Here is a 23315-nt window from a genome sequence, read left to right as displayed (position 1 = left end):
TCGGTGATTGTTTAAAAGTGGATGGACAGCAACGGCCGCATGACCAAGCTCACCCCTGCCAACAGCAACAGGACGAAGACGCCGATGCGCAGCGTTCGTGCCTTGATCGCGGGTGGCCGGCGGCGCATGTACCAGGTCAGGGCGAACACCACGGGCGCCGCTTCCAGAGCCAGGTAACCCGCACTCGCCTCAAGGCGCCCGGCGTAAGACTGCAGGCCCAATCGCAACAAGGCGTTCAGCGCGAACACCACGATCAAGGTGTCGCGCACCACGTGCGCTGCCAGCGGCTGGCGATACAGCTGATACACCAGGGGCGGACCAGCGCTGGAGAACAATCCGCCCATGATCCCGGACAACCCGGCGAACCCGCTGAAACTGAGCCACCCGGAAAGTCGCTCGAGGTGGCGCGACTGAACCACCAGCAGGAAGCTGCACAGCACGATCGTCACCCCCAGCGCCAACTGCAGCAGATCCCGCTCATGCGCCCCCAACAAGCCCAGCAATTCAACCCCTGCAACCACGCCGAGCAGGCTGCACCCGAGGATCAGCGCCAGCAGCTTCGGCGCCAGGGCCGGGCGACGGCGCAGCAACACAAAGGCGTTGATCAACGTCAGGATCGAGCTGACATTGGCGACGGTTTCTACCGGCGCCAGCTGCAACAATCCGGTCAGCCCCAACAGCAACAGGCCGAAGGCAAAACCCGTGGTGTTCTGTGCAAACGTGGCCAGCGCCACACAGAGCAGAAACCCCACATGTGACCAGACGCTCATCATTTACAGGCTGTCTCGAACAGGCCAGGGGGCCGACAGGTCGGGGAATTTGCAACTGCCATGAGTACTCCTGAGGGCCAGACTGCGAGTGATTTTCACCGGTTCCTGAAGCCGCCCGGCTTGAGGTCAATTAATACGGCGTGGTGACCGCAACGGGCGCCTGATGAGCCTTCAGGACCGTGAGGAACTCGTTGGCCTTCTTCATCATCATCGCCAGGTCGGAAGCCACTGCGGCGAAGGCATACCCCTGCTCCAGATAACTTTGAACCAGTTCAGGCGTGCCGCCGACTATCCCCATCGGCATGCCGATACGGCTGGCGCGCACGATCGCATCGCTGATCATTGCCTGAACCTCTGGATGCCCCGGATTACCGATGTGACCGCATGCTGCGGACAGATCGCCCGGGCCAAGGAACAGCGCATCGACCCCGGCAATCGCGGCAATTTCTTCAAGGTTCGCCAGCGCGGTTGGCGTTTCGATCTGCAGGATGCAAGTCACTGCGTCGTTGGCTTCCTTGCCGTAGTTGGCCCAGGTGCCATAGCGGCTGGCACGGTGCACGGCGGCAAAACCGCGGTTGCCCAACGGGGGATACTTCACCGCGTTAACGGCCGCCTGCGCCTGCTCGGCGTTCTCCACGAACGGCACCATGACGTTGAACGAACCCAGGTCCAGTGCTCGCTTGAGCAGCACCGGGTCATTGGCAGCAACCCGCACAATCGGCTGGGCGCCCCCGCAGTGGATGGCCTGGAGGATTTGCCACAGATCGCGAAATTCGATGGGCACGTGTTCCATGTCGACCAATAGCCAGTCAAAACCGGCGTAACCCAGGGCTTCGGCGGTGCTTGCAGACCCGGACATCAGCCAGGTGCCAATGGGAGCGCTGGGGCCGTTCAAGCGGCTGGCAAAGGTCTGGGTTGAGTGTACGTCGGACATGGCGTGCCTCCGGTTTCAGATGGGGTGGCGGCGCTGCTGGCGGTGCTTGAAAGCAAAATCGCAGCGCTGCAAATTAGGACTGAAAGCATATTCCAGAAATAATCGCAGCGCTACGATTTTTACTTGTGGTTGTTGATTGAGTGCTTCTAGTGGGGATCGAGGGATAAAAAAAATGAATTGTCTGGTTGACCGCTGGGTCACGAATTACGTAACGCCGTAATTTCTGACCAGGAGCCAGCGATGACTATTGAAGCAGAGACACTCGTACAACTGACCGCCGCGCTGCAGCAGCGCGGGATCGTTCTGGTATCGGATGTGAGGTTTACCCGAGCGCCTTACCGGATGAATCATTTGTGGACGTGTACTGTTGAGTAGGCTGCTTCTTGCGCATGGGTGATGCCAAACTGACGACAAAAAACCCGATACAGCGACTGACCTTTGTAGGAGCGACCTGGCTCGCGAAAACCATCAACAACGCGGCGTCTATACGTTTTTCGCGAGCAAGCTCGCTCCTACAACAGCATTACGACACTGGCTTGGGCGTTTTGGGTGGACTGCCCATCAAGGGTTGGGGTGCTCGCTGGATACCGAATTGGCGGCATCCACGTCGGTCATTTCTTCGTCGACAGACGCCTCATCGTCAGCTGGAAGCGGGACCTCGATTCCACTTCTTATAGGATCATGGCCTGTCTCGTTGTCAGTGCCGCCCGACACGCCCTTCTGGGAAATATTGCCTGGGGCATTCTCGTCGATTTCCATGTTGGCTCTCCGTTCGCAATGCGCGGGAATTCCGCGCTTGTATATGAGAGAGAGCACATCGTTGCAAGTGCCCGGTTATGGACGAACGGGGCTGTGTGGTGGTCTTCTAGTGTGGGCTTATACATATGCGGTGACCGGCACTGAAGCCCAGATCACCAAACTGAATGCCACGCTGGAAAAAATCTTCAATAACCTGCCGCAAGACTGACCCGGCGGGTCAATCCGGCACCGGTGTCGGCAACGGCTCGCCGGCAAAATGCGCAGCGAGGTTGGCCAAGGTCAGGTCCGACATCGCCCGCCGCGTATCCCAGGTGGCACTGGCCATGTGCGGCGCCAGCAGCACGTTGTCCAGATCCAGCAACCGCGCATGCGGCCGCGGTTCATCCTCGAATACGTCCAGCCCTGCCCCCAACAGCCGCCCCTCAGCCAACGCCTGTGCCAGCGCCGCCTCATCGACCACACTGCCGCGCCCCACGTTGATCAGGATGCCCTGGCTGCCCAACGCATCGAGCACACCGGCATCGACCAGGTGATGAGTCGAGTCCCCACCGCCCACTGCAACCAGCAGGAAATCCACCGCCGCCGCCAGTTCGGTGACCGAAGCGTAATACGGGTAGTCCACTCCGAGCGGACGCCGGGAGTGGTAGCTGATCTGCATGTCGAACGCCGCCGCGCGCTGCGCAATCGCCTTGCCGATGCGCCCCAGCCCAACGATTCCCAGACGCTTGCCACTGACCTTGCGAGTGAACGGAAAAGGCCCCTGTTGCCAGCGCCCTTCGCGCACAAAACGGTCCGCCCGTGCAATGCGCCGCGCCGTGCCAAGCAGCAAGGTCATGGCAAAATCGGCGACGTCGTCGGTCAGCACATCCGGCGTATGCGTGACCGCAATGCCACGGGCCCGGGCCGCTTCGACGTCGATGCCGTCATAACCAACGCCAAACACCACGATCACTTGCAGATCCGGCAGGCACTCGATCAAACCGGCGCTCACCCTCGACTCGCCATTGGCGATCAGCGCGCGAATACCACGCAGCGTTCGCGCCTCCAGTTCCTCGCCGCTCTCACTGCCCTCAAGCACGTCATAGTCGGCATACAGCCGCTCGCTGAGCATGTCTGGCAGACGCGCAACTTTAAGCACGGTTGATTTCATCGATGCCTCCCGGAACAGAAACGGTAGTGACCTTGCGGCTGCGTTTGCCGCCGCCCAAATAGAGCCCTAACAGCCCCCCCGCCAGCAGCGCGGCGGCCACCAGCAACAAGGCATAGTCATAGCTATGGGTGGCGTCCTTGATCCAGCCCATCACCGGCGGCAAGCCCAGGCCGGCAATGTTGGCAATGGAGTTGATCAAGGCAATCGATACGGCAGCCGCCGGCCCGGACAGGTATTCGGTGGTGGTCGCCCAGAACACCGGCGTCGCCGCCCAGTTCAGCCCCACCGCCACCACCAGCAGCACGTACGCCAGCCATTGGTTGCCGGTAAACACCGCCAGGGCCAGCAGCACTCCGGCCGCCAACAATGGCCCACCCAAATGCCAGCCCCGCTCGCCGGTGCGATCGGAGTGACGGCCGTTCAGGTACATGAACACGCACGCCAGGAAGAATGGCATCGCCGACAGCAGGCTGACCACGAACGAGCCCTGCTTCGATACCGACTGCACAATCAGTGGCAGGAACAGCGTGACGCCGATGGTGCCAAACGCCTGCAGCAACCAGAACAGGCTGAGCAACCACACCTGGCGACTGCGAAAAGCCACATGCCAGGCGTCCTTGTGCGAGATCACCGTCGTTGCCTGCTCGGCCTGCATGGTGCGGCTGAGCCAGTCCTTCTGCGCGCTGTCGAGCCAGTGGGTAGAGGCCGGCGTTTCGGGCATGTAGCGCAACACCACGTAGCCCAGCACAATCGCCGGAATGCCTTCGAGCAGGAACAACCAGCGCCAGCCATTAACGCCGAACAGGCCATCCAGATTCAGCAAGGCACCCGACATCGGCAGACCGATCACCGACGCCAGCGCAGCGCCAATGTAGAACCACGACATGGCCCTGGCTCGGTCGCTGCGCGGGAACCACTGGGAGAGGTAGTAGATGATCCCGGGCGTGAAACCCGCTTCGGCGGCCCCCAGCAGCAGACGCATCACGTACAGCTGGTTGGCGCTCTGGATCAGGCTCATGCCCGCGGCAATGATGCCCCAGGTGATCATGATCCGCGCAATCCAGCGCCGCGCACCGACCTTGGTCAGGATCAGGCTGCTCGGCACTTCGAACAGGATGTAGGTCAGGAAGAACAACCCCACGCCGATGCCATACATGCGCAGGCTGAGGCCGAGGTCGGCATTCATCGTCAACGCCGCCACCGAAATGTTCGACTTGTCGATGTAGGCCACCATGTACAGCAACATCAGGAACGGAATCAGCTTCAGGTTGAGCGTCTTCATGGTGCTGGCGTGCAGACGGCTGTCCAGCGAAGGACCAGTCATGGGGGAATTCCTCTTATTGTCTTTATTCTCGGTGGCCGGACGGCGTCGGGTCACTGGGTTGTGACTGACCTTAAACCAGCCGAGAACTTAGTTCAATATGTGAATTATAAACCCATTATGTGGGATTTAAGCTGAAACGAATAAGCCTGCGCATCTGGTGCAATGCTGTTCAATAACGGGAACATCGACCCACTGCAGGAGCGAGCTTGCTCGCGAGAAACGCCAACGATAACGCGTGAAGCCTGAGTAAACGCGGCGCCTATAAGTTCTTCGCGAGCAAGCTCGCTCCTACAACGGCATTGGAGCCTACGGGCTTTTTGCGGGGGGATTTCGCCTACGCCTGGAGTGAAGAAGTCCATCTATTGAGATGCCCTCTCCCGTCGGGCAAACTCCGCCGTCCCCATTGGCCGATAACAGGAGTTTACGGATGCCATTTCCATTGACGGAATACAATGCTTTGCTGGCCCTCAAGGGCGTGGGGCCGGCCGTTATCGGTCGACTTGAGCAGATGGGCATTGACTCACTGGCGGTGCTCAGCGAGGCGAGTGTTACTGACATCCTGGCTCATGCGTCGGCGGCCACGGGGTCGACTTGCTGGAAAAATAGCCCCCAAGCTCGTGCAGCTATTATGGCGGCCATTGAGCTTGCGAAAGGCGCGCAGTTGAGCAAGTCTGGCACGTAAGGCAGATCGCCTATTTCAATGGGTAAATCGTCTCGGGCAGGAGGAAATCTACCTCGTAGATACCACGTGCCGCGTGAACGGTCACAGGGTGTGTGACCGGTCTTAAGTCACTCAGCTCCCATGCCAGCCAGCCTTCCTCGAAATAACTTGCACAGGCCGCTTGCATGTCAGCCTGGACGAATGGACGTACAGCTTTTACTCGCACAATCGCGACGGCTGTACCGTCAGGGTCTTCGTCACCCTCCTCATGAAGAAACCGTCCGTTTTCGACAATCAGGAGATCCTCGGAGGGGGCTAAATCTGGATACCAACGACGGACCTCGAGGGTTTTCTCTCCAGCAGCGATCCGGCCCGGGACCAATGCCCACACGGCCTGACACCGAGGGCAACGGGGGCGGCTCGCAAGCATTTGGCGCCGATCCGCGCCCAGACGGTACCCGGCGCCGTACGGCGGGCATTGCAATTCAACCTCGTGCAATCTTGTCATTTGCCAAGGCTTAGGGCAGGGTCGATACCACTGACATCTCTGCCACAGGAGTCACCCATGTCAAAGCTCTATCCCAGTATCGATCCCGAGGGGCTGGTCGAGTACTCGGTGGTCTACACCGACCGCTCGCTCAACCACATGTCGCAGTCCTTCCAGGGGGTGATGAAGAACATTTCCAGCACCCTGAAACAGGTCTACAACGCCGAGGCCGTTGCAGTGGTGCCGGGCAGCGGTACATTTGGCATGGAGGCGGTGGCGCGGCAGTTTGCCGGCGGCCAGCAATGCCTGGTAATCCGCAACGGCTGGTTCAGTTATCGCTGGAGCCAGATCCTGGAGATGGGCAACATCCCGGCGGCGACCACGGTACTCAAAGCTCGACCGGTCGAGACGGGTCGCCAGGCCGCCTATGCTCCGCCCCCGCTGGACGAGGTGCTGGCAGCCATTCAGGCGCACAAGCCACAGGTGGTCTTCGCCCCCCACGTTGAAACCTCATCGGGGATTATCCTGCCCGATGACTATATGCGCGCCGTCGGCGACGCCGTGCATGCGGTGGGTGGCCTGTTCGTGCTGGACTGCATCGCCTCGGGCGCGCTGTGGGTCGATATGCACAAATGCGCCATCGACCTGCTGATCAGCGCACCGCAGAAAGGCTGGAGCGCCTCCCCGTGCTGCGCCCTGGTGATGTTCAGTCCCCTGGCCCTGGCGCGCATCGAACAGACGCAGAGCAGCAGTTTTGCCTGCGACCTGAAAAAATGGCTGCAGATCATGCAGGCCTACGAACAGGGCGGGCATGCCTACCATGCCACCATGCCCAGCGACGCCCTCGCGCGCTTCAACGAAGTGATGAAAGAGACGCAAGCCTACGGCTTCGACAAGGTCCGCGACGAACAACAAGCGCTGGGCGACCGGGTGCGCGCCATGTTGACCGCCAAGGGGATCAAGAGCGTGGCCGCCGCCGGCTTCCAGGCCCCTGGCGTGGTGGTGAGCTACACCGACGATGCCGACATCAAGAGCGGCAAGAAATTTGTCGCCCAAGGCCTGCAGATCGCTGCCGGAGTACCGTTGCAGTGCGACGAGCCAGCCGACTTCCAGACCTTTCGCATCGGTCTGTTCGGGCTCGAAAAGCTGCACAATATCGAGCGCACGGTCAGCACCCTGGAACACGCGCTGGATGAGGTGATGCGTAGCTGATCCATTCACCGGCGCCGGGCTCGTGGAGGATGACAAATCTTCTGCGGGCCTACGCCTGATGCCTCAGCGCACTGATGATGAAAGCATGCAGGCCATTCACCGCTTTCGACCCACGCGAAGCCCGGCTGCGCAGAATCGACACCTCCATCGGTTCAATGCTGCCCAAGCCGTGCTCGCGGCCCAAGACCTGAAGCGATGGCTGCACGGTGCACTGGGTAATCGCGGCAATCGCGAGCCCGCCCTCCACTGCCGCCACCTGGCCCGCGAGACTCGAACTGTTGTAGACCACCTTGAATTGGCGGCCCCGTTGGGTCAGTGAATTCACGGCATAAAGCCGAGCCAGGCTTGCGCTTTCGTAGACGGCGATCGGCACTGGGTCGCGCCTCCAGAGTTCAAACTGGGGTGAGCCCACCCAAACCATCGGCTCCTTGAAGAGAACCGTCCCGCTTTGCGCCGAGTCCCTAGACACCAGCGCCAGATCCAGATCACCACTTCGAACCCGCGGAATAAGTGCAGTCGACTGCTCACAGGTCAGCTCAATTTCCACCCCGGCATAGCGCGGCGAAAAACGCTTCAGAAGCGGCGTGAGATACCTGGCTGCATAATCCTCCGCGACGCCAAGGCGAATGCGCCCCGACAACTCCTCACCGTGAAAAGCCGCCTGGGTCTCGGCATGCAATGCGAGCATGCGTCGGGCGTAGCTCAACAACGTCTGACCATCGTCGGTCAGTTGCAAGTGCCTTGGGCCACGACTCAACAACTGCCGTCCAAGCGCGGCCTCCAGCTTCTTCATCTGCATGCTGACAGCGGACTGCGACCGGTTCACCTCATGGGCCGCGCCCGACAGCGAACCGGCATCCACCACCGCCACGAAGCACTTGAGCCAATCGATCTGCAAATCACTGGCAGGCATGGCAAATCCTCTATTCGTTAATCGAATGGCTAAGACCTGAATTATGCGCTTTTCATGACAATGCTTCACCCGCAAGATCCTGACCAAATCAACGCTTTGTGGATCTGCCCATGCCATTCGATACCTGGTTGCTGTACCTCATTACTTGCTTCGGCATCGCCGTCGTGCCAGGACCGAATGCGTTACTGGTGCTGACCCATGGCGCGCTTCACGGCAGCCGCAGAACACTGTTCACCATCAGCGGCGGCGTACTCGGCTTTGCAGTGGTGCTTGCGCTTTGTGCTTTGGGCTTGGGTGCACTGATCCAGGCATCGGCGACCTGGTTCACCGTATTGAAGGTGGTGGGCGGGCTCTATCTGATCTGGCTGGGCTGGGGGCTGTGGCGGTCTGCGCCGGTTAGTCTTGAGCCGACCGGTGCTACAAGCTTTCGACGCTGGTCGCTGTTCCGCCAAGGACTGGTGTCGGCGCTTTCAAATCCCAAGGCACTGCTGCTGTTTACTGCGTTTATTCCGCCGTTCCTGGACCCGCACAGGAGCATCATTGCGCAAACGGCAGCGATTGCCCTGACGTATGCGGTGGTAGAGTTTGTGGTTGAGTATATGGTGGCGAGTGCAGCGCATCGGGTGCGGCCTTGGCTGGCTCGGACGGGGCGGCGGTTCAATAAGGTGTGTGGTGGATTTTTTGTGGTGTTTGGGTTGGCGTTGCCGATTCATTCGTGAGGGTGTCAGCCGATTTTTGCGTATCCTCCCAGGATGTATGCTGAAAACTGCCGAATCTCAGGCGTTGTTCTTCAAGCGCTTAAGAGGTTTTGAACATGTCAAAGAAGCAAGAAGCGGATGCGCCGGTAGTGACTGCTGCCGATATTGAACGATCGATCCAAGCGTTGAACAAAATGGTTGAGCGGCTTTGGGGAGATGGTCGAGAGGCGGAGGCCAAGGCGCTGCTTGATGCGTTGGATGCACTTAATCGGGCGTTGGATCGGATCAGGATTGGTGAAAGTCGCAGGGTCAAAACTATTCACTGAAGGTGAATGCCCATGCTAAGCCCGGTTCAGCGCCGGGCTTGCTCTTGCTGCTATTGCCCGGCAGCCCGCACGGTTCCAGTCGTGGCAACTACCTCCCGGAATATCGTATGGCAGCGAGTCAGGCGTCCTGCAGAATCAGGTCGGCGCCCTTTTCCGCCACCATCAGTACGGCGGCGTGGGTATTACCGCTGGTCACGTTGGGGAAAATCGACGCATCGACAATGCGTAAACCCTCAAGACCGTGGACTTTGAGCCGTTTGTCGACCACTGATTTCTGTTCATCGGCACCCATCGCGCACGAACCGCACAGGTGATAAATCGAGCCGCTGTTCTCGCGAAAGTACTGCAACATCTGCTCGTCGCTTTCGACCACTGGCCCGGGCAATACCTCGGCGACGGTGATGCCCTTGAGCGCCGGCGCCTGCATGATCTTGCGCATCAGCCGACTGCCCTGGATCACCTCGTCGATATCCTTTTGCGTGCTGAGGTAATTGGGGTCGATCAGTGCCGCGTCCCGAGGGTTCTTTGACTTGATTTCAATGTACCCGCGGCTGGTCGGCCGGCACGGGTTGAAGCACAGTAGGAAGCCTGAGTACGGCTCTGGCTTGAGGCTGGCCTTGTTGTTTTTCGGGATTTGATAAGACAGCGGGTTGAAGTACAACTGCAAGTTTGGATTGGCCTGCGCCTCATTGCCACGGAAGAAGCCGCCAGCCTGATTGACACTCATCGCCAGCGCGCCCTTGCGGGTCAGCAAATACTTGAGTCCGAGCTTGAACTGACCGAACAGAGAACTGAGCTGATCATTCAGCGTCGGGATGTTGGCCTTGTAGTAATAGCTGGCGCACAGGTGATCTTGCAGGTTCTGCCCCACCGCCGGCAGGTGTTTGACCAGCGGGATTTGATGCTTGGCCAGCAACGCCTGATCGGCCACACCAGACAGTTGCAGAATTTTCGGCGTATCGACGGCACCGGCGCAGAGAATCACTTCCTTCTTCGCCGTAAAGGTGCGGACCACGCCACGTTGGGTCACGGAAATACCCGTGGCCCGCTCGCCCTCGAACAACACCCGATCCACCAGAGCGTAATGCTCCACCTTCAGATTTGGCCGGCTCAATGCCGGGTGCAAATGCGCAAAACTGCTGGAACTGCGCTGGCCGTTTTTGGTGTTTACGTCGTAGATGCCCGAACCTTCGAATTTCGGCCCGTTGAAGTCGTCGCTGTGCGGGTAGCCCAGTTCGTTGCACCCTTTAAGGAACACATCGCAGATCGGATGGGTCTGGCCCTTCATCGGGGTGATGCTGATCGGGCCGCTGCCACCATGGTATTCGCTATCGCCCAGCGGATGATTTTCCAGCTTGCGGAAGTACGGCAGCACGTCCTTGAACCCCCAGCCCTCGTTGCCGTTGGCCGCCCAATCGTCGAAGTCATGGGCCTGACCACGGACGTAGACCATTGCATTGATCGAGCCCGAACCACCCTGCACTTTGCCGCGCGGGGCATAGATTTCGCGGTTGTTCAGCTGCTTTTGCGGCTGGCTGTAGTACATCCAGTTGAAGGTCGGGTTGTAATACATTTTAGCGAAGCCAACGGGGATCTTGAACCATAGGGAACTGTCCTTGCCGCCCGCTTCCAGCAGCAGCACCGTGTATTTCCCCGAGGCCGAGAGTCGGTTGGCGAGGATGCAGCCGGCGGCGCCGGCGCCAGCGATGATGTAGTCGTATGTCATGCACGGTTACCGCGTAAGTCGTTATCCAAAAAAACGCCCTGTGGCAGCGAGCTTGCTCGCGATGGCGTCCGGTCAGTCAACATCTGTACCGAATGTGACGCCCTCATCGCGAGCAAGCTCGCTCCAACATGGACTGTGCTTGCTGACAGATCGTCCATTAGCCTCTGGCCGGCGATGTGTCTTTGACGTCTGCCGGAGTCGGTGCCATTTGGAGGTGCAAACGCTCGCCGGTGTACGGCGAATGCTTGCGCACCACGTCCATGTTCAATTCCACTCCAAGGCCCGGCTCGGTGGACGGGATGATGTAGCCGTCCTCCCATTGCAGCGGCTTGGTCAGAACTTCGGAATGGAACCCGCCCCAGGTCATGATGCTCTCCTGGATCAGGAAGTTCGGCGTGCAGGTCGCCAACTGGAAACTCGCCGCTGCGCCAATCGGCCCGTTGTAGAGGTGTGGCGCGATTTGCGCGTAATAGGCCTCGGCCATACTGGCGATCTTCTTGGCTTCCAGCAGACCACCGCAACGGGCGACGTTCATTTGCAGAATTGACGCCCCGCCGGCCTGCAACAGCTTGAAGAATTCGTACTTGGTGGTCAGCCGCTCGCCCGTGGCAATCGGAATGCTGGTTTTGGCCGCGACTTGCGCCATGGCCTCTTCCTGACCCGGCGGCACCGGTTCCTCAAACCACAGCGGATCGTATTTCTCCAGGCGCTTGGCCAGGCGAATCGCCGAGGACGGCACCATTTGCCCGTGGGTGCCAAACAGCAGGTCGCACTTGTCGCCCACCGCTTCGCGGATCTTGCGGCAGAAGGTTTCGCAGCGTTCCAGCACTTCCAGGGAGATCTGGTGCCCGGAGTACGCGGTGTAGGGTCCGGCCGGGTCGAACTTCAAGGCGGTGAAGCCTTTGTTCATATTCTCGATCGCGCATTCGGCGGCCAGGTCCGGGTCGTCGTAGTCGTACTCGCCCTTACTGTTGACCGGGTAAAGGTAAGTGTAGGAACGCAGGCGTTCGTTGACCTTGCCGCCCAACAACTCATACACCGGTTTGTTCGCCGCTTTGCCAATGATGTCCCAGCAGGCCATCTCCAGGCCGCTGACCACGCCCATCATGGTCAGGTCAGGACGCTGAGTGAAACCGCTGGAATACGCTTGGCGGAAAAAGCGCTCGATGTGGTGCGGGTCGTGGTTGAGCAGGTAGCGTTCGAACACATCTTCGATGATCGGCAGCATGGCTTTAGGGCCGAAGGTAGCGGCGTAGATCTCGCCCACGCCTTCGATGCCGCAATCGGTCTTGAGCTTGACGAACAGCCAGTACATGCCGCCGATGTGCGGTGGTGGAACGGCAACAATATGGGTTTCAAGGGCGACGATTTTCATCTCAGGCACCTGCTTATTTCAAAGAAATTAATTCAAAGAAGTCTTGATAGAAGATTGACGGTTGATACGAGCGCGCAAGGTCAGGGCCGCGAGGGTCCCGAGCAGGCCGACGAAGGCGATGTAACCGAAATACAACTGGTAACCAACGGCTCCGGGGAAGTGCTCGGTGAGGTAGCCGTTGATCAGCGGAATAAAGGCGTCTGGCAGGTAACCGACCACCGAGACGATGCCGATGGCCAGGCCGGTGATGCGCAGCGGAATGTTGCAGGTATCGAGGATCGCCCAGTACAAACCGCGAATCGCGTAAGTCATCAGGCCAATGAAGATCACCGTACCGATTAGCAGGCCCATGCTGTTAAGCGCCGGGAACACGATCAGGCCGACCATCGCCAGCGTCGCGCAGAACAGCGCCACGATAAGCACCGAGATGTTCGAGAACTTGTCACCGAGCCAGCCGCCGCCGATGCCGCCAATCGGACGCATCCACAATTTGATGGTCGTGATGGTACCGGCCATGACCGCGGTCATGCCGCCGCCCTGCAAGTAATCGGAGAAGCTGTAGGTGGCCCAGAAAATGTGATATCCGCAGAACACGATGGCGGTGACCAGCCACAGTTCAGGAATTTTCACCAAGGTCGTCAGGTCGCTGAGCAGGTTGTACTTGCCCTTCTCCACTGGCGCGGTATCTTCCATCGACTTCGGGTCCTTGATGAGCACCAGCACACAGCCGATGGCGATACAGGTGAAGGCATACAGGTAGACGACGTGTTTGAAGCCTTCGGCCGCCGACTCGCCACGGGTTTCGGTGGCGAAGGCGAACAGGCCCAAGGCAACGGTCGCCAGCAAGGCTTCCACTAGACCACGACCGCCATCGAGGATGCCGAAGAACCGGCCCTGCTCGGTGTGATGGGCAATCATCTTCACCCGCTTGAGCACCGAGGCCCAGAAGGTCAGACCGGTGGTCAGGCCCCAGCAGCCGAAGATGATCATCAGACCGCTCATCGACGGCGCCGTTGAATACCAAAGCCCCAATATGCCGGTAGCCACCAGCGAAAAGAAAATCAGAAAACGCGGCGCGATACGGTCTGCCAGCCAGCCGCTCGGCAAGTAGCTGAGCAGGAAGATTGTCCCCAACATCGAATACAGATAACCCAACTCGCTGTGGTTGATCTGGAACACTTCGAGCATGGTGGTCTGGTAGACCTGACGCAGGTACAGGATCGGATAGATCGCACCTGCCGCCAGCACCAATAGCATCAACTGGAAATAGCGACTTCCCTTGTCACTGTGGCTTTTTGAACCCGCGTTCGAACCCTGAACAGCGGCAACTGTGGTTGCAGGCTTGGACATCTGTGAGACCTCGGGCAGCCCGGTGGTCCGGATGCCCCAAATAATTGTTTTTATAGGTGTGGCGTGAGACGTGTTTCGGGTGGATCAATACTTCATCACCACCAGACGAGTCTGAGTGAATTCGAGCATGCCGTGCTTGCCGTCATCGCCGCCCAGACCGGAACGTTTCCAGCCGGCGTGGAAGCCCTGGTAAGGGTCAGCCGGGGTACGATTGACGTACAACTCGCCGGCCTCGATGGCGTTGGCGACTTTCATGGTGGTGCGGTAGTCCTCGGTATACAGCACCGACGACAGGCCGAACTGGTGATCGTTGGCCATGGCCAGCGCTTCGTCGATGTCGCGGTACTTGAGCACCGGCAGCACCGGACCGAAGACTTCTTCCTGGATGATTTCCATGTCCTGACGGCAGTTGCTGAGCAGGGTCGGCGGGTAGAAATGACCGTCGCCCTGCGGGATAAATCCACCGGTTTCCAGTACAGCACCGTCGGCGATGGCGCGCTCGACCATGGCGTGGATATTCTGTTGCGAACTGGCGTTGACCAATGGGCCCATGAGGCTCGCATCAGTGGCGCGGTCGCCGAACTTCACGGCACTGATCTTGGCTTTGAGCAAGGCGAGGAATTGTTCGTAGACACTTTCCTGAACGTAGACCCGTTCGACCGCTGTGCACAACTGGCCGCAGTGGGTGATCTTGGAAGCCACGACGGCACTGGCGGCGGCTTCAAGGTCAGCGTCGGCTTCGATGATTGCCGGGGTCTTGCCGCCCAGTTCCAGCGATGGTTTGGCAATATTGGCCTTGCAGTAATCGAGCACGATGCGCCCGGCGTTGACGCTGCCGGTCAGGGTGATCAAGCCGACGGCTTTGTGAGTGCACACCGCAGCGGCGGTGGCGTGGTCCATGGTCAAGATGTTAACCACGCCCGCGGGCAGACCGGATTGCTGCACAGCCTTGGCAATTTCAAACGCCGAGGTCGGGGTGTTGTTGCTCGGACGCACCACCACGGTGTTGCCGGCAATCAGCGCCGGGGCGATTTTGCGCAGCAAGGTGTAGACCGGGTAGTTGAACGGGATCAGGCAGGCGACCACACCGATTGGTTCACGGTGCAGAAAGAGGTTTTCGTTGGGGGAGTCACTGGGGATGATCTCGCCTTCGATACGACGCGCCCACTCCGCGTGGTAACGGGTGATCTGCGCGGCGTAACGGGCTTCGTTACTGGCGTCGCTGACGCTCTTGCCGGATTCGGCGGCCAGGGCTTTACCGATGTTATCGGCACAGGCGTCCAGGGCGTCGGCGAACGAGCGCAGATGTTCGGCACGTTCGATGCTCGTGAGCTTGCCCCAAAGCTTTTGCGCCGCAGCAGCGGCTTCGACAGCGGCGGTGGCTTCAGCGGTGGTAGCCGCCGAAACCTGACCGACCAAGGCTTCGGTCGCCGGGTTGTAGACTGCAATCAGCGCATCGCTGGCAGGCTCAATGAAGTGACCGTTTACAAAATTTCGCTCAAGTCGCATGTGCATCGCCCATCGTTGTTTTTATCCAGTCCCCGCAGTCTTGGCATCCTGGACGGGTTGAACAAACGATTTATTGAGCGGGAGAACATTCGAAAAAGGCATGTTATACCGAAAATACTCGATTCCCTGTAGGAGCTGCCGAAGGCTGCGATCTTTTGATCTTGTTTTTAACGAAGCCAAGTCAAGAGATCGCAGCCTTCGGCAGCGCCTACAGGGGGGGGGATTTGCGGTGTTTCAGGTGGCAGCGGTGGAGGGCTCGAGCTGCCGTTGCGCCAACCAGATCTCTTCCTGCAACCACTGGCTGAACACCTGCAATTGCGGCATCAAGGTCTGTTCCGGCCGGGTCACCAGCCAGTAGGATTGATGCCCTTCCACGTGCACGTTCAGCACCTGAGTCAACTGCCCGCTGGCCAGCTCCGGCGCAACCATGTGCCAGTCGGCAATGGTAATGCCCAAGCCATCAGTGGCGGCGCGAATGGCCAGGTCCAGCAGGTCGAATTCATAACCGCCCTGGGTGTCGACCCCACTGATTTTCGCCGCATCCAGCCAGTGTTTCCAGGTCAGGTAGCGCTGATCTTCCCGAGCCAGTACATGCAGCAACGTCAGGCGATTGAGGTCGATGCCCCGCTCACTCAACTCCCGAGCGTACAACGATGGCGCACACACGGCGATGTGCCGTTCCTGGATCAGCAATGAGCTGTCCAGACCATCCCATTCACCATCGCCAAAACGGATCGCGCAGTCCAGGGTGCTGGTCTCCGCCAGGCTGTCTTGCAGGCGCGTGGTGATGCTCAACTCCAGCTCCGGGTGCTTTTCCCGCAACCGTCCGAGTCGCGGCATCAGCCAGCGACTGGTGAAAGTCGGCGGCGCATTGATGTGCAGGCGATTGGCGTGGGACTTCTGCTGGATGCTGCGCACCGTCAGCTCTATCTTGTCGAATGACTGGTGCAGCGCCCGCAGCAACACTCGGCCGGCACTGGTCAATTCGAGGTGATGATGCCGGCGCTCCAACAGGTTTTCACCGAGCTGCTCTTCGAGCTGGCGCACTTGGCGGCTGACCGCACTCTGGGTGACATTCAGCAACTCCGCCGCCCGGGTAAAGCTGCCGGTGCTGCCGGCCACTTCGAAGGCTTTGAGCGCATTGAGCGCGGGCATTTTGCGTTTCATAAAGAGTACTCGCGCAGAGGCTGACGAGTGCCAAGCATCCCACGGCTTGTGGGAAATTTCCCGAGTAACATGCATTTTTGTGTTGTGTAGGACGATTTCCGTGACCTGGCACCAACCCTGTGGCAAGGGTCTTGCCCCGGTTAGGCAGCGAAGCGGCGCGAAAACCTGCAACCTCAACGAATCAGGCACAACACCATCGACTGGCTGGCGGGTGCTTCGCAACCTATAGGTTGCAAGCGCCCTCGCCACAGGTAATCGGCAATATTCAGATTGCGTCGGTTTTAGCTCAGTACCTGTCGCTCACGCATAAATAGCATGCGTATTTCGCCTCACACTCATGACTATTAAGCACTGGCTGCATTGCTTATATAAACGCTAGTCTGACTTCCATTAAACTCCTTAATAAGCCAACGCACTTACATAGGGCGAAACCTGCAACTTCGCCCTATCCTGTTGCAATTAACCTGTTCGAGCCAAACACATGCCAATCACTGCAAATTCACCCACAAGAAGTATTGGCGTATTGGCCCTAATCTTCACCGCGTGTAACGCCACTACCCACGGCTTCAGTATTTTTCTGTATTCGGCGTTATTACCCGAAATCCGTCAGGTATTCGAACTGAGCTACAGCCAGGCCGCGTTCATTGCGGCGCTGTTGCAGTTGTTCTATATGGGGGCGTCGATTGTCAGTGGCATCGCGGCGGCATGGATCAGCCCGCGCAACATGGTGCGGCTGACGATGGCCTTGAGCCCGGCGCTCTTGGCGCTGGCCATCGCCACGCCGTGGGTGCTGCCGTTTGCGCTGTGCCTGGCGCTGGTTTCGGCCTGTGCGGTGTCGAACTGGAATGCCATTGCGGCGCTGGCCAGCGAGGTGATCCCGGCCTCCCACCGCAGCCGGGTGCTGGGGCTGGCATCTTCCGGGGCGGCGTTTGCGATTTGCCTCAACGGTTTGCTGATCGCCCTGCTCCAAGGGGTTTCCCTGACGCGCTTCTGGCTGATCTGCGCAGGCTTGACGCTCATTGTCACGCTGCTGACGTTCTGGACTCTGGCACCACTCAACGCGGATCCGCGCATCAAACCCACCAGCGCACCGTCGCTTAGCAGGGTGCTGCGGCAATGGTTTCAGCTGTGCCTTGAACATCCCGTGGCGCTGCATGTATTGCTGCTCAGTGGGTTTATCGGCGCTATCAGCGGACCCTTCCTGAACTTTCTCTCCGCGTTTGCCATTGACCGCCTGGGCGCCAACGCGCAGGTCACCGGGTCGTTGTGGACACTGATTGGTATTGGCGGGGTTGCAGGCGGTTTGCTGCTCGGCGCGCTGGCGGATCGCTGGGGCGCGCTGCGGGTCATGGCGCTGAGCATCAGCGCCTTCGGCATGGCGATGCTCGCCCTACTCTGGCAACCAAGCCTGGGCCTGACCTGGCTCGCAGCGGGGCTGTTCGCACTGTTCTATTTCCCGATCTGGGGTTTGATTGCCGCCTACCTCAGTGCGCGATTAAGCCCGATGCAAAGCCTGCAAGTGGTGAGTCTGAGCATGGTCGGTTACGGCCTGGGAAGCGCCACCGCCAATTGGCTATGCGGCTGGCTACTGCAAGCCTCCGGGCAGTTTGCCCTGGTGCATGGCTGGATCGCCTGCTGGGTCGCGGCCAGCCTGTTACTGCTGGGGTTGATGGCCCGCCGTCAATCCCGCGAGCCCGCGTTGGGCCAGCAGCTCTGAACGGCCCAACTCGCGGCAGAGAATGTCCACCAGTGCCCCGACGGCCAGTGCCTGAGACTGAGCCGAACGCCAGACCATCAACCGCGCCGGGTCGATCGGCGGAAAACCTTGGGCCTCATCGAGCACCTGCCAACCCGGCGGCACCAGCCGCCGCGCAGTGACGCCTACCGACTGCCCCTGTTCAATGGCAATCCCGATGCCGCGCGGGCTCTGACTGGTGTAAACCACATGCCAAGGCCGCCCGGCCTCGGCCAGCGCCCGCACCGCATTGGCCCGAAAGGCGCAGCCCTCGGCATACACCGCCAACGGCACCGATTCGTCCTTGCCCACGCACCAACCTTCAGCCGCCACCCAAACCAGCGGCTCGTCGCACAGGTATTCACCCGGCTGCAGATTGGCATGCTGCACACCCAGCACCAGATCCAGTTCACCGCGCTGCAAGCGGCTGACCAGCGCGGTCGACATCTCGCAACAAATGTCCGGGCGTACCTGGGGAAACTGCGCCTGAAAATCGCGCAACACATCGGCCAGGCAGAACTGCGCATAGTCCTCGGGCAGGCCGACGTGAATGCAAGACTGCTCGTCTGGCCGGTGCACGGCGTTGATCGCATCGGCGTGCAGCTTGAGGATCTGCCGGGCGTAAATCAGAAAGGTTTCGCCGCCGGGCGTCAGGCTTATCGAACGACTGGTGCGCTGGACCAACGGCGTGCCGACTATCTCTTCCAGGCGCTGCAAACTCTGGCTAACGGTCGATTGGGTTTTGTGCAGGCGCTCGGCCGCCGCAGAAAATCCGTGGCACTCGATAATCGCGACAAAGACTTTAAGTAAGCTTCCATCCAGTTCTCCTGACATAACTATCGCTCCTGCCGATGGATTCGATCACATCTTGTAATTTCCACTTCGCACCTCTTTAAGCAACTATCGATTTAACGCCAAACACTGTTAATTGAAAGTTTCAGGAGATGTGCATGAGCCTTCAACTTGCCGACGCCGAAGTGGGCGATATCAGCGACATAATTAATACCAAGTTGTACCCCATACATGATTCGGGCCATGTCCAGCTGCAGGCGCTGATCGAATACGCCCGTGCCGAACTGGCCGAGGACGGTTGCTGCCTGCTGAAGAACTTCCTGAGGCCCGAGGCGCTGCAACAGGCCCGTGTCGAAGGCCAGGCGCTGTCGGGCAAAACCTTTTACTCGGTGCGCAAGGTCAACGCCTACTTCACCGAAGACGACCCCGCCCTGCCCCAGGATGACCCGCGCCGCACATTCATGGAGCGCACCAGTGGTTTCGTCACCCGGGACATGATTGCGCCGGACGCAATCATTCATCGTCTGTACGTCTCGCCGATGATGAAGCGCTTTATCGGTGCCTGCCTCAATGAGCCGGAGATTTTCGAATACGCCGACCCGTTTGCCGGACTAGTGATCAATGTGATGCCACAAGGTACGGAGCAGCCCTGGCACTTCGATACCAACGAATTCATCGTCAGCATGATGACACAGAAGCCCGAGGCTGGCGGTCTGTTCGAGTACGCGCCAATGATCCGCACCCGCACCCAGGAAAACCTCGGCGCCGTCGGCAACGTGGTGCGCGGCGACGACCGCAGCCGCGTGCAGGAACTGGAACTCAACCCCGGCGACTTGCAGATTTTCAAGGGCCGCTTTTCTGTGCACCGGGTAACCCGCGTCGAGGGCGCCACCGAGCGCAACACCGCAATCTTCGCCTACTCCGAAAAGCCCGGAATCATCGGCCGTGCCCAGCGCACCAAGCAGCTTTACGGACGCCTGTCCGAAGCCCACCTGCAAGCCGAACGCAACCTGGTGCGCAGCGACCAGTTGCTCGATTGATTCACCCAAAAATTCCTGGAAAAAACCAACCGTATTTGCCCTGCGAGGAACATCCATGAGTCTGTCCGGCCCTAACCGCAACCCCGCCGACTGCGAACCAACGCACGACGAGATCCAGCAGATCCAGCTCGACCGTTTGCAAAGGGTGCGTAATGAACTGAAAAAACGCGACTACGCCGCGTGCGTGCTGTTCGACCCGACGCATATGCGCTACGCCACCGGCTCGCGCAACATGCAGGTGTACTCAGCGCGCAACCCGGCACGTTACGCCTTCATCCCGGCAGAAGGCCCAGTGGTGGTCTTCGAGTTCGGCGGCTGTCTGCACCTGGCAGAACAGCTCAACACCGTCGATGAAGTGCGCCCGGCCAAAGCGATCTCTTATTACTTCTGCGACAGCTTCCTCAATAATGTCACCGCCGAATGGGCCGCTGAAATCGCAGAACTGGTGCTCAAGCACGGCGGCGGAAACAAACGCGTCGCCATCGAAAGCGCGACCTCGGCCGCTGCGTTCGAACTGCAAAAACTCGGCTATCAGATTTTCGACGCCCAGGAACCGCTGGAGCGAGCGCGCTGCATCAAAGTGCCGAACGAGTTGAAGATGATCCGCGCCAGCCTGCGTGCCACCGAGGCCGGCGTGCGCTTGATGGAAAGCAAGCTAGTGCCGGGCATCAGCGAAAACGAACTGTGGTCGCACCTGCACCAGCACGTGATCGCCACCGACGGCGACTACGTCGAAACCCGCCTGCTGTCCTCCGGCCCGCGCACCAATCCGTGGTTCCAGGAATGCAGCACCCGGCCCATCGAGACCGGTGACCTGGTGGCGCTGGACACCGACGTGGTCGGGCGTTTCGGCTACTACGCGGACTTTTCGCGGACCTTCCTTTGCGGCGTACAAGCCGCCACCGCCAAGCAACAGGAGCTTTACAAGCTGGCCTACGAGCAAGTGCAGACCAACATGGAAATGCTCAAGGCTGGCCGCAGCTTCAAGGAATACGCCGAGCTGGCGTGGCGAATCCCGGACAACTACAAGGCCAACCGCTATTTCGCCTTGGCCCACGGCGTCGGCATGACCGGTGAATACCCATACGTGGTGCACCGCGAGGACATTGATGCGCTGGGCTACGACGGTGTGTTCGAGGCCGGCATGACCATCTGCGTTGAAAGCTATATCGGCCACGACGAGGGCGGCGAAGGGGTCAAGCTCGAAGAGCAGATCTACATCCACGAAAACGGCATTGAACTGCTTTCCGACTACCCGTTCGATCCGCGGCTGATGCCGCGTTGAGTTGCCCCGGACGGTGCCATCACCTCCTTTGATACCGTCCGTTTCCCCCCTTGTTCCCACCTGGAACAAGGGCCGTTTTCGGCCATCGCGCAGTGTTTCGTACCTGCGCTTTCATCCGTCCGGCCTGTCTAGCTCAAGCGGCAGCCCTCCTTACGGTAAGTAACATGCATTTATCGAACGTTTCAGCGTTGAATTTATCGTTTGTCGATCTTTGCCCAGATGACAAAACTGCGAGCATCTCAAATAAAAACAACATGAGAGCAGCCCTATGTCCTATCCCGCCTTCGTCCTCCTGATTGCGTTGCGCCTTGTTCTTCTGCCGGCTTCACGCCTGTCACGCCTGCGCCTTCGCGCTGCTTGCCACTGACAGTTTCGGTTCATCGAAAACCGACCGCGTCTACCGCTCGCCTCATCTGCGGCCAGTCGAAAAACGCACTTTTGCACGTTATCGGAGAGGCATATGAAAGACTTAACGACACTGGACGGCGCCCTGCCGCATCCAGCGGTAAACGACCTGTGCACCCAATTCAGAAGTGGCGAGATCAATCGTCGCCAGTTCCTGCGCACCGCTGCGCTGCTGGGTATCACCGCCGCCAGCGCCAGCACCTTCATCGGTTCCGCGCTGCTCGGCAACCCGGCCCACGCCGCCGATGCGGCGACGCCGCGCCAGGGCGGTAGCCTGCGGTTTGCCTGCGCCATCCAGGAAATCCAGGACCCGATGCTGATCACCTGGATCGAAGCGTCGAACCTGCTGCGCAACTCGCTGGAATTCCTGACCTGGGTCGATGCCGACAACATCACTCACCCGTACCTGGCCGAGAGCTGGAGCCCGTCCGAAGACCTCAAGACCTGGACGTTCAACCTGCGCCAGGACGTGAAGTGGAGTAACGGCGACACCTTCAACGTCGAGGACGTGCAGCACAACATCGAGCGCTGGATTGCCGCCGATTCCAAGTCGGTCAACCGTACGGCGTTCCAGGACATTACAGCCTTCGAAAAAGTCACTGACTTCCAGTTCCGCCTGGTGCTCAAGCGACCGATGCTGGCGATCCCGGAAATGCTCAACGCCTTCACTTGCGCCATCGTCCACCGTAGCTTCAAAGCCGGTGACGACTGGGCAAAAAACCCGCTCGGCACCGGGCCGTTCAAGCTGATGTCGTTCGCAGTCAACAAGCAGGCAACCTTCGCCAAGCGTGCCGATTACTGGCGCAAACCGGCCAACCTGGACGAGTTGCGTTACGTCGACATGGGCACCGACATCTCCACCCATCTCGCGGCGTTGCAGGCTGGGCAAGTAGACGTGCTGTATCGGGTAACCGTGGCCGAACTCGACCTGGCAAAACGCTTGCCGGGCGCGCAATTGCTCACCTGCAAATCCGCGCAAACCATCGTCATGCGCATGGCCTGCGACCAGAAACCATTCGATGACGCACGGATTCGTAAAGCCGTGGTGCTGTGCGCCGACAACGCGCAAATGCTGAAAATCGCCTATCGCGGCATGGGCACCCTGGGCGAGGACCATCATGTCGCCCCGTCCCACCCGGAATATTTTCCGTTGCCAAAACGTTCCCGTGACATCTCTGGCGCGAAGAAACTCCTCACCGAAGCGGGTCATCCGAACGGCATCGATATCGACCTGATCGTCGGTAACACCCAGGGCCGCTACGAACAGGACTGCGCGCAGATCCTGCAACAGAACTGCGCCGAGGCCGGCATTCGCATCAATCTCAAGGTGATCCCGGCCACTCAATACTGGCCTATCTGGGACAAAGCCGCGTTCAGCCTCACCTACTGGGCGCATCGCCCGCTCGGCGTGATGTCTTTGGAATTGGCCTACCGCAGCGGCGCGGCCTGGAACGAAAGCCATTACAGCGACCCGGCGTTCGACGCCGCGCTGGATAAAGCCATGAGCATCATCGACCCGAAACAACGGGCCATGGCCATGCAAAGCGTCGAGCAGATCCTGCAAGACGCCTGCGTCATGGTGCAGCCCTTCTGGGGCGACAAGTTCACCGCTGCGAGCAAGAAGGTCCAGGGCTTCCAGGTTCACCCATCAGACTTCTACCCGATGGATCAAGTCTGGTTGAGCGCCTGATTCAAGC

21 protein-coding genes are annotated in these 23315 nt (G+C 59.6%); 8 read left to right on the top strand and 13 right to left on the bottom strand.

The genetic code is table 11. From position 1 onward, the window contains the following. Window positions 1–11: 11 nt before the first annotated feature. The 5 genes from AAEZ09_RS04515 to AAEZ09_RS04495 all read right to left on the bottom strand — a co-directional run bounded on the left by AAEZ09_RS04515 (window position 12) and on the right by AAEZ09_RS04495 (window position 4937). A complete protein-coding gene (locus AAEZ09_RS04515) occupies window positions 12–770 on the bottom strand; it encodes a sulfite exporter TauE/SafE family protein (RefSeq protein ID WP_045060506.1) in 759 nt (252 codons plus the stop codon). Window positions 771–900: 130 nt separating this feature from the next. Further along, window positions 901–1704 carry an HpcH/HpaI aldolase family protein gene (locus AAEZ09_RS04510; RefSeq protein WP_045060484.1) on the bottom strand — a complete coding sequence of 268 codons (804 nt, stop codon included), beginning with the start codon at window positions 1702–1704 and terminating at the stop codon, window positions 901–903. A gap of 561 nt (window positions 1705–2265) precedes the next feature. Further along, window positions 2266–2463: a hypothetical protein gene (locus AAEZ09_RS04505; protein WP_205893695.1), complete on the bottom strand. Its 198-nt coding sequence runs from the start codon at window positions 2461–2463 to the stop codon at window positions 2266–2268. Between the two features lie 217 nt (window positions 2464–2680). After that, window positions 2681–3613: a 2-hydroxyacid dehydrogenase gene (locus AAEZ09_RS04500; protein ID WP_350598297.1), complete on the bottom strand. Its 933-nt coding sequence runs from the start codon at window positions 3611–3613 to the stop codon at window positions 2681–2683. Further along, complete coding sequence (locus tag AAEZ09_RS04495) at window positions 3594–4937, bottom strand: MFS transporter (RefSeq protein WP_045060481.1); 1344 nt, start codon at window positions 4935–4937, stop codon at window positions 3594–3596. Before AAEZ09_RS04495 ends, AAEZ09_RS04500 begins: the two co-directional genes overlap by 20 nt. 427 nt (window positions 4938–5364) lie before the next feature. Between AAEZ09_RS04495 and AAEZ09_RS04490 the strand changes: the two genes are divergently transcribed. Then, window positions 5365–5619, top strand: a complete 255-nt coding sequence (locus AAEZ09_RS04490; protein WP_205893693.1) for a helix-hairpin-helix domain-containing protein — start codon at window positions 5365–5367, stop codon at window positions 5617–5619. Window positions 5620–5629: 10 nt separating this feature from the next. On the opposite strand, the gene AAEZ09_RS04485 is transcribed toward AAEZ09_RS04490, so the two are convergent. Beyond that, window positions 5630–6028 carry an ASCH domain-containing protein gene (locus AAEZ09_RS04485; protein WP_350598294.1) on the bottom strand — a complete coding sequence of 133 codons (399 nt, stop codon included), beginning with the start codon at window positions 6026–6028 and terminating at the stop codon, window positions 5630–5632. 135 nt (window positions 6029–6163) lie between these two features. Between AAEZ09_RS04485 and AAEZ09_RS04480 the strand changes: the two genes are divergently transcribed. Continuing rightward, window positions 6164–7297, top strand: coding sequence for a pyridoxal-phosphate-dependent aminotransferase family protein (locus tag AAEZ09_RS04480; protein WP_350598292.1), 1134 nt, complete (start codon window positions 6164–6166; stop codon window positions 7295–7297). A gap of 49 nt (window positions 7298–7346) precedes the next feature. Here AAEZ09_RS04480 and AAEZ09_RS04475 read toward each other — a convergent pair whose 3' ends face one another. Continuing rightward, a complete protein-coding gene (locus tag AAEZ09_RS04475; RefSeq protein WP_350598290.1) occupies window positions 7347–8210 on the bottom strand; it encodes a LysR family transcriptional regulator in 864 nt (287 codons plus the stop codon). 110 nt (window positions 8211–8320) lie between these two features. Between AAEZ09_RS04475 and AAEZ09_RS04470 the strand changes: the two genes are divergently transcribed. Next, a complete protein-coding gene (locus AAEZ09_RS04470) occupies window positions 8321–8929 on the top strand; it encodes a LysE family translocator (protein ID WP_122838355.1) in 609 nt (202 codons plus the stop codon). Between the two features lie 95 nt (window positions 8930–9024). After that, window positions 9025–9234 carry a hypothetical protein gene (locus AAEZ09_RS04465; protein WP_350598288.1) on the top strand — a complete coding sequence of 70 codons (210 nt, stop codon included), beginning with the start codon at window positions 9025–9027 and terminating at the stop codon, window positions 9232–9234. Between the two features lie 118 nt (window positions 9235–9352). Here AAEZ09_RS04465 and AAEZ09_RS04460 read toward each other — a convergent pair whose 3' ends face one another. The 5 genes from AAEZ09_RS04460 to AAEZ09_RS04440 form a co-directional block, all read right to left on the bottom strand. Next, window positions 9353–10960 carry a GMC family oxidoreductase gene (locus AAEZ09_RS04460; RefSeq protein ID WP_350598286.1) on the bottom strand — a complete coding sequence of 536 codons (1608 nt, stop codon included), beginning with the start codon at window positions 10958–10960 and terminating at the stop codon, window positions 9353–9355. Window positions 10961–11117: 157 nt separating this feature from the next. Continuing rightward, on the bottom strand, window positions 11118–12335 hold the full coding sequence (locus AAEZ09_RS04455; protein WP_350598284.1) for a mandelate racemase/muconate lactonizing enzyme family protein: 1218 nt from the start codon (window positions 12333–12335) through the stop codon (window positions 11118–11120). A gap of 27 nt (window positions 12336–12362) precedes the next feature. Continuing rightward, entirely contained in the window at window positions 12363–13685 is a 1323-nt protein-coding gene (locus AAEZ09_RS04450; RefSeq protein WP_350598282.1) for an MFS transporter, read from the bottom strand. Window positions 13686–13769: 84 nt separating this feature from the next. Further along, window positions 13770–15194, bottom strand: a complete 1425-nt coding sequence (gene aldA, locus AAEZ09_RS04445; protein WP_350598420.1) for an aldehyde dehydrogenase — start codon at window positions 15192–15194, stop codon at window positions 13770–13772. A gap of 234 nt (window positions 15195–15428) precedes the next feature. Next, window positions 15429–16361 carry a LysR substrate-binding domain-containing protein gene (locus AAEZ09_RS04440; protein ID WP_122838350.1) on the bottom strand — a complete coding sequence of 311 codons (933 nt, stop codon included), beginning with the start codon at window positions 16359–16361 and terminating at the stop codon, window positions 15429–15431. A 481-nt stretch (window positions 16362–16842) separates the two neighbouring features. On the opposite strand from AAEZ09_RS04440, the gene AAEZ09_RS04435 reads away from it, so the two are divergent. After that, complete coding sequence (locus AAEZ09_RS04435; protein WP_350598280.1) at window positions 16843–18078, top strand: MFS transporter; 1236 nt, start codon at window positions 16843–16845, stop codon at window positions 18076–18078. Here the strand turns inward: AAEZ09_RS04435 and AAEZ09_RS04430 are convergent. Further along, window positions 18016–18930: a LysR substrate-binding domain-containing protein gene (locus AAEZ09_RS04430; RefSeq protein ID WP_350598279.1), complete on the bottom strand. Its 915-nt coding sequence runs from the start codon at window positions 18928–18930 to the stop codon at window positions 18016–18018. The genes AAEZ09_RS04435 and AAEZ09_RS04430 overlap by 63 nt on opposite strands. A 116-nt stretch (window positions 18931–19046) precedes the next feature. Between AAEZ09_RS04430 and AAEZ09_RS04425 the strand changes: the two genes are divergently transcribed. The 3 genes from AAEZ09_RS04425 to AAEZ09_RS04415 all read left to right on the top strand — a co-directional run bounded on the left by AAEZ09_RS04425 (window position 19047) and on the right by AAEZ09_RS04415 (window position 23308). Next, window positions 19047–19928 carry a HalD/BesD family halogenase gene (locus tag AAEZ09_RS04425; protein ID WP_205894064.1) on the top strand — a complete coding sequence of 294 codons (882 nt, stop codon included), beginning with the start codon at window positions 19047–19049 and terminating at the stop codon, window positions 19926–19928. A gap of 55 nt (window positions 19929–19983) precedes the next feature. Beyond that, window positions 19984–21213 carry a M24 family metallopeptidase gene (locus AAEZ09_RS04420; RefSeq protein WP_205894063.1) on the top strand — a complete coding sequence of 410 codons (1230 nt, stop codon included), beginning with the start codon at window positions 19984–19986 and terminating at the stop codon, window positions 21211–21213. A gap of 460 nt (window positions 21214–21673) precedes the next feature. Beyond that, window positions 21674–23308 (top strand): ABC transporter substrate-binding protein, encoded by a 1635-nt coding sequence (locus tag AAEZ09_RS04415; protein ID WP_350598276.1) that lies wholly within the window; start codon window positions 21674–21676, stop codon window positions 23306–23308. Window positions 23309–23315: the final 7 nt, after the last annotated feature.

The organism is Pseudomonas sp. 65/3-MNA-CIBAN-0223 (assembly GCF_040310425.1).
Classification (GTDB): domain Bacteria; phylum Pseudomonadota; class Gammaproteobacteria; order Pseudomonadales; family Pseudomonadaceae; genus Aquipseudomonas; species Aquipseudomonas gregormendelii.
The sequence above is the reverse complement of the archived record's forward strand: the minus strand, read 5'-3'. Positions and strand labels throughout refer to the sequence as shown.

Coding starts and splice junctions, on each gene's coding strand:
- AAEZ09_RS04515 (WP_045060506.1), bottom strand. CDS start 770: ATGAGCGTCTGGTCACATGTGGGGTTTCTGCTCTGTGTGGCGCTGGCC.
- AAEZ09_RS04510 (WP_045060484.1), bottom strand. CDS start 1,704: ATGTCCGACGTACACTCAACCCAGACCTTTGCCAGCCGCTTGAACGGC.
- AAEZ09_RS04505 (WP_205893695.1), bottom strand. CDS start 2,463: ATGGAAATCGACGAGAATGCCCCAGGCAATATTTCCCAGAAGGGCGTG.
- AAEZ09_RS04500 (WP_350598297.1), bottom strand. CDS start 3,613: ATGAAATCAACCGTGCTTAAAGTTGCGCGTCTGCCAGACATGCTCAGC.
- AAEZ09_RS04495 (WP_045060481.1), bottom strand. CDS start 4,937: ATGACTGGTCCTTCGCTGGACAGCCGTCTGCACGCCAGCACCATGAAG.
- AAEZ09_RS04490 (WP_205893693.1), top strand. CDS start 5,365: ATGCCATTTCCATTGACGGAATACAATGCTTTGCTGGCCCTCAAGGGC.
- AAEZ09_RS04485 (WP_350598294.1), bottom strand. CDS start 6,028: ATGCTTGCGAGCCGCCCCCGTTGCCCTCGGTGTCAGGCCGTGTGGGCA.
- AAEZ09_RS04480 (WP_350598292.1), top strand. CDS start 6,164: ATGTCAAAGCTCTATCCCAGTATCGATCCCGAGGGGCTGGTCGAGTAC.
- AAEZ09_RS04475 (WP_350598290.1), bottom strand. CDS start 8,210: ATGCCTGCCAGTGATTTGCAGATCGATTGGCTCAAGTGCTTCGTGGCG.
- AAEZ09_RS04470 (WP_122838355.1), top strand. CDS start 8,321: ATGCCATTCGATACCTGGTTGCTGTACCTCATTACTTGCTTCGGCATC.
- AAEZ09_RS04465 (WP_350598288.1), top strand. CDS start 9,025: ATGTCAAAGAAGCAAGAAGCGGATGCGCCGGTAGTGACTGCTGCCGAT.
- AAEZ09_RS04460 (WP_350598286.1), bottom strand. CDS start 10,960: ATGACATACGACTACATCATCGCTGGCGCCGGCGCCGCCGGCTGCATC.
- AAEZ09_RS04455 (WP_350598284.1), bottom strand. CDS start 12,335: ATGAAAATCGTCGCCCTTGAAACCCATATTGTTGCCGTTCCACCACCG.
- AAEZ09_RS04450 (WP_350598282.1), bottom strand. CDS start 13,685: ATGTCCAAGCCTGCAACCACAGTTGCCGCTGTTCAGGGTTCGAACGCG.
- aldA (WP_350598420.1), bottom strand. CDS start 15,194: ATGCGACTTGAGCGAAATTTTGTAAACGGTCACTTCATTGAGCCTGCC.
- AAEZ09_RS04440 (WP_122838350.1), bottom strand. CDS start 16,361: ATGAAACGCAAAATGCCCGCGCTCAATGCGCTCAAAGCCTTCGAAGTG.
- AAEZ09_RS04435 (WP_350598280.1), top strand. CDS start 16,843: ATGCCAATCACTGCAAATTCACCCACAAGAAGTATTGGCGTATTGGCC.
- AAEZ09_RS04430 (WP_350598279.1), bottom strand. CDS start 18,930: ATGTCAGGAGAACTGGATGGAAGCTTACTTAAAGTCTTTGTCGCGATT.
- AAEZ09_RS04425 (WP_205894064.1), top strand. CDS start 19,047: ATGAGCCTTCAACTTGCCGACGCCGAAGTGGGCGATATCAGCGACATA.
- AAEZ09_RS04420 (WP_205894063.1), top strand. CDS start 19,984: ATGAGTCTGTCCGGCCCTAACCGCAACCCCGCCGACTGCGAACCAACG.
- AAEZ09_RS04415 (WP_350598276.1), top strand. CDS start 21,674: ATGAAAGACTTAACGACACTGGACGGCGCCCTGCCGCATCCAGCGGTA.